The sequence below is a fragment of the Longimicrobiaceae bacterium genome, from assembly GCA_035696245.1.
GTDB lineage: Bacteria > Gemmatimonadota > Gemmatimonadetes > Longimicrobiales > Longimicrobiaceae > DASRQW01.
In genome coordinates this window covers 1-4,516 of record DASRQW010000325.1, presented here as the reverse complement: position 1 = coordinate 4,516, position 4,516 = coordinate 1, and the positions used below count along the sequence as shown (strand labels likewise).

Here is a 4,516-nt window from a genome sequence, read left to right as displayed (position 1 = left end):
CGACACGGTCATCAACGCCATGTCGCGCGCCACCATCAAGGGCCGCCCCGTCTCCGTCCGCCGCTCCAAGGAGTAAGCGGACGGCAGCACGTATCGGAAGATGTGAACGAGCCGGGCGCGAGTGATCGCGTCCGGCTCGTTTCTCTTCCTCCGTCATTCCCTCCGGACCTCCAGAAGCCGGTCCGGCTCGCATCTCCCGGCATCGTCTACGGCCTGGCGCTTCCGCGAACGGGAAGCGGGGCGCTCAGCCGCACAAGGGGCGGATCGATGAAGACTCTGTCGGCGGAACGCGGTAGGGTCGGGATGGAAGATGCGGAGTGGCGGGCAGGATCTTACGCCGTCCGCTCGCCCTCTCCGTCCGATATCCCGGCTCCGCCGGCGTCTTCGTCGTCCCAGCCGGCCTCGTCCAGCTCGTCGCTGACGTCCAGGTCGTCGAGCGCGAAGTCGGACTCCCCGGCGCGGGCGCGGGCGGCGGCGATCTCCAGCGTGTCCAGCAGCGCCTCGTGCGCGGGCGAGCGGGTCATGCCGTACTCGTTCTTCTCGTACTCGCCGGCCAGGTAGCGCGCCATGAACTCGTACATCGTGGCCTGGTCGGCCTCGAAGTAGCTGGCGTCGTCCTCCGTTGCGCCGGTGTGGACGACGAAGTGGCGCATGGCGCCGCCGTCGCCCAGCGCGTCGGTGAAGTCGAAGTGGTCCAGCGAGAAGAGGTAGCGCGTGCCGCCCTCGGACTGCTCCTCGAACTCCGCTCCCGAGCTCTGCTTGAACATCTCCGCTCCGTTGCCTTCGTGGTGTCGCACGCGCTTTTCGGGAGATGCACTGCATCCCATCAATCCGCCGTGCCTTCTCAATCCACATCCCCTATCTACCGAACCGCCCCGCATCTCCCGTCCGCGCAACCGACGTCCGGCCGCGGGAGCGATGCGGGTCAGAGGAACGGCTCGACCTTCGCTTTGGAGCGGTCCAGGACGACGACGACGCTGTCCTGGCCCTTCTTCTGGAGCGTGACGGGGATGGACCACTCCAGCTCGCTGTACGGCAGCGTGTAGCGCGCCACGACCCACCACTTGCCCTCGTCGCCCGTCATCGCCGCATGGCCGGCGGCGTCGGTGGTGTCGACCTTCTCCGTGTAGCCGGTGTTCGCGGTACGTTTGATGACGGCGCTGTCGAACTTGGCGTACGCCTTGGCGGCCCACGCCTGGCGGGCGGCGCGGATGGCCTCGGCGCGGGCGCTCAGGGCCCGGCGCGCGGCGTCCCAGCGGGTCACGGCGGTGTCTCCCCGTTGCTTGACCGCTTCCTGCTCGGCGTCTAAGCTTTGGAGCTGCTGGATCAGTTCCTGCGGAATCGCGGGCTCGGGGGTCTTCATCAGGCGTCCCAGCGAATCCAAAATGGCCGTGCGGTCGTAGGGCAGCAGGCGAACCGGCAGGTCCGAGATGGGCCCGTCGGCGCCCAGCGTCGCGCGCACCACCACCTTGGGCTTCCCGCAGGCGGCGAGCGCGACGCAAGACGCGAACAGCAGCGGCACCAACGCAGGCTTCATCTAGCAGCTCCGGAGGCTGGACTGGACAGGGAAACGAGGCAACCTATGGACGCGCCGCGGGGCGGACAAGCCGGGCGCTTCCGGACCACGGCCGCCGCGCGGCTGCTGGCCGCAACAGCAATGCTCGTGCTCGCCGCCGTTCCCGCGGGGGCGCAGGGCGGCAAGCTCGCGATTCCCGCGCCCACGGGCCTGGTCAACGACTTCGCCAACGTCATCCCCGACGCGCAGGAGCGGCAGATCGCCGCCGTGCTGCAGGAGGTGCGCGACAAGAGCGGCGGCGGCCAGATCGCCGTCGTCACCCTGCCCACGCTCGGCGGGCACACGCGCGACGAGGTGGGCCTTCAGATCCTGCGGGACTGGGGCGTGGGAGGCAAGACCAACAAGCCCGGCGATCCCCACAACAACAGCGGCACCGTGATCCTGCTCGTGCCCAAGGAGCACGAGTCCAAGATCGAGGTGGGCTACGGGGCGAACACCTTCATCCCCGCGGCGGTGGCGGGCCGCATCCAGGACCAGTACATGCTCCCCGCGTACCGCGCGGGCGACTTCGGGACCGGGCTGTACCAGGGCGCGGTGGCCGTGGCGCGGGAGTACGCCAAGGAGTTCCACTTCCAGCTCACGAGCCCGGGGGCCTCTCCTGCCCCGGCGCCGCGCGTGCAGACCCAGCCGATGCCGGTGGGGCGCGGTGGCGGCGGCGGCATCCCGTTCCGCCTCATCATCATGGTCATCGTCGTGATCCTCTTCTTCTTCCGCGGCGGCGGCGGGGGAGGCGGGCGTAGGCGGCGGCGCGGCGGCTTCCCCGTCATCCTGCCGTTCCCCATGGGCGGCGGCGGCGGGTTCGGAGGCGGCGGCTTCGGGGGTGGCGGGTTCGGCGGAGGCGGAGGGTTCGGTGGTTTCGGCGGGGGTGGCGGAGGCGGAGGCGGTGCGGGCAGAAGCTGGTGACCAGCGACCACGGAGCGCGTTGATGGGCAAAGAGATGGAGCGGGCCGAGAAGTTCGCGGCCGAGCTGGAGCGGGTGTACGGCGGCGAGCTCGTCTCGGCCGTGCTGTACGGGTCGGCGGCGCGCGGCCACTTCCACGAGGGCGTCTCGGACCTGAACGTGCTGGTGCTGCTGCGCGACACGTCCGCCGCGGCGCTGCGGCGGGGCTCGGCGCTGGCGCGCGAGTGGGCGGCGGGGGGCAACCCCCCGCCGATGGTGCTGGGGGCGGAGGAGTGGCGGCGCTCGGCGGACGTCTTCCCCATCGAGCTGGCCGACATCCGCGACGCGCACCACGTGCTTCGCGGCGCCGACCCGTTCGACGGAGTGACCATCGACCCGGCCGACCTGCGGCTCCAGTGCGAGAACGAGCTGAAGGGCAAGTACATCCAGCTCCGGCAGGCGTACCTCGTCTCGTCCGGCACGCCGGAGGAGCTGGGGGCGCTGGTGAAGCGGTCGCTCAGCACCTTCCTGGTGCTCTTCCGCACGGTGCTGCGCCTGGCGGGCGAGGAGGGCGTGCACGACCCGGAGCAGGTGGTGCGGAAGACGGCGGCGCGCGTGGGGTTCGACGCGGCGCCCATGCTGCGCATCCTGGCCGCCCGCCGCTCGGGCGAGGAGCTGAAGCCTGGCGCCGACTCGCCCGAGGTGGTGGGCTACCTGGACGGCGTAGGGCGCGTGGTGGACTTCGTGGACCGCCTTCCGGCGTAGCGGGCTGTAGAGGCCGCCCGGCGCACGCGATGCGGCCGGCGGCGAGGCACGACCCATAATCAACCGACATCTCGGAGAGGACCAATGCGGCTTCAGAAGATCGTGACGGCGCTCGGCCTGACCCTTTCGCTCGCCGGGTGCGGGTACAACCAGATCCAAGGTCTGGACGAGAAGGCCGAGGCCGCCAAGTCCAACATCGGCGTGCAGCTCACCGCGCGTAACCAGCTCATTCCCAACATGGTCGCCACGGTGCAGGGCGCGGCCAACTTCGAGCGCGGCACGTTCACCGACGTCGCGAAGGCGCGCGCCGGGCAGGTGCAGCAGGCGCAGGCCGGGCTCACGCAGGCGCAGCAGCAGGTGAGCCAGGCGGTGCAGAGCAAGGACGTGAAGCAGATGTCCGCCGCCGACGCGGCCGTGACGCGGCAGATCGGCACCTACCTCAACATCGCGGTCGAGGCGTACCCGCAGCTCAAGGCGACGGCGAACTTCACCGCGCTGCAGGACCAGCTGGCCGAGAGCGAGAACCGCATCGCCAACGCGCGCCAGGACTACAACGAGGCCGTGCGACAGTACAACACGTACATCCGTTCCTTCCCGCAGGCCATGACCGCGAAGGCCACGGGCGCCCAGCGCAAGGAGCCGTACCAGGCCCCCGCCGGGTCCGACCAGGCCCCCAAGGTCGACTTCAACAACGGCGCCGGAAACCCGTAGCCGTCTCGCATCCGCCGACGTTCGGCAGGTCGGTAGACGCGGGAGATGGATGGATGATGGACGAGCGGGGCCGCATCGAGAGGTGCGGCCTTGCTGGTTTTGGGGCGGGGAGAGGGCCCCCTCCCCCGGCCCCTCCCCCAAAACTGCCTGGGGGAGGGGAGACCAGAAGCGCGTTGGCGGGTAGGATGGATCGTGGTGAGGTTCACTGCCGCGACAGAGTAGCCCGCGTCCCGCTGACGGCGATTCGTCCACGAGCTTCGCACACCCGAGCAGATGCAAGTGTTGCTGCATCGCCGCTTCGGCGATGTCGCTCCGCACACGATCTGGCGGGATGAAACGAAGGGCCCGCGGAAACCGTCCCGCGGGCCCTCCGTTCATTATCCCGTCTTCCCTGGCCGTTCACGTCGAGGGCAGACTGATGCGCTCCCGCGGTTACGGCGTGCGGACCGCAGGGGAGGCGGTGGCGGGGGCGGTGCGGCCCGCTTCGGCGCCGGCGGGCGAGGTGCTGTTGGTGCTCGCCTTGCCGGTGCGCGCGGAGTCTGCCGCGGCGGGGTCGGTGGTCTTGCCGCGCGCCTGGTCGGCGG

At 70.5% G+C, this 4,516-nt stretch carries 5 protein-coding genes; 3 read left to right on the top strand and 2 right to left on the bottom strand.

The window, feature by feature from the left end:
- Positions 1 to 332: 332 nt before the first annotated feature.
- Complete coding sequence (locus tag VFE05_15120; GenBank protein HET6231403.1) at positions 333 to 767, bottom strand: hypothetical protein; 435 nt, start codon at positions 765 to 767, stop codon at positions 333 to 335.
- Positions 768 to 925: 158 nt separating this feature from the next.
- Entirely contained in the window at positions 926 to 1,537 is a 612-nt protein-coding gene (locus VFE05_15115; GenBank protein HET6231402.1) for a hypothetical protein, read from the bottom strand.
- 45 nt (positions 1,538 to 1,582) lie between these two features.
- Between VFE05_15115 and VFE05_15110 the strand changes: the two genes are divergently transcribed.
- The 3 genes from VFE05_15110 to VFE05_15100 all read left to right on the top strand — a co-directional run bounded on the left by VFE05_15110 (position 1,583) and on the right by VFE05_15100 (position 3,932).
- Positions 1,583 to 2,479: a TPM domain-containing protein gene (locus VFE05_15110; GenBank protein ID HET6231401.1), complete on the top strand. Its 897-nt coding sequence runs from the start codon at positions 1,583 to 1,585 to the stop codon at positions 2,477 to 2,479.
- A 22-nt stretch (positions 2,480 to 2,501) separates the two neighbouring features.
- Positions 2,502 to 3,221 (top strand): nucleotidyltransferase domain-containing protein, encoded by a 720-nt coding sequence (locus VFE05_15105; protein HET6231400.1) that lies wholly within the window; start codon positions 2,502 to 2,504, stop codon positions 3,219 to 3,221.
- Between the two features lie 84 nt (positions 3,222 to 3,305).
- A complete protein-coding gene (locus tag VFE05_15100) occupies positions 3,306 to 3,932 on the top strand; it encodes a LemA family protein (GenBank protein ID HET6231399.1) in 627 nt (208 codons plus the stop codon).
- The last annotated feature ends 584 nt before the right edge of the window (positions 3,933 to 4,516 follow it).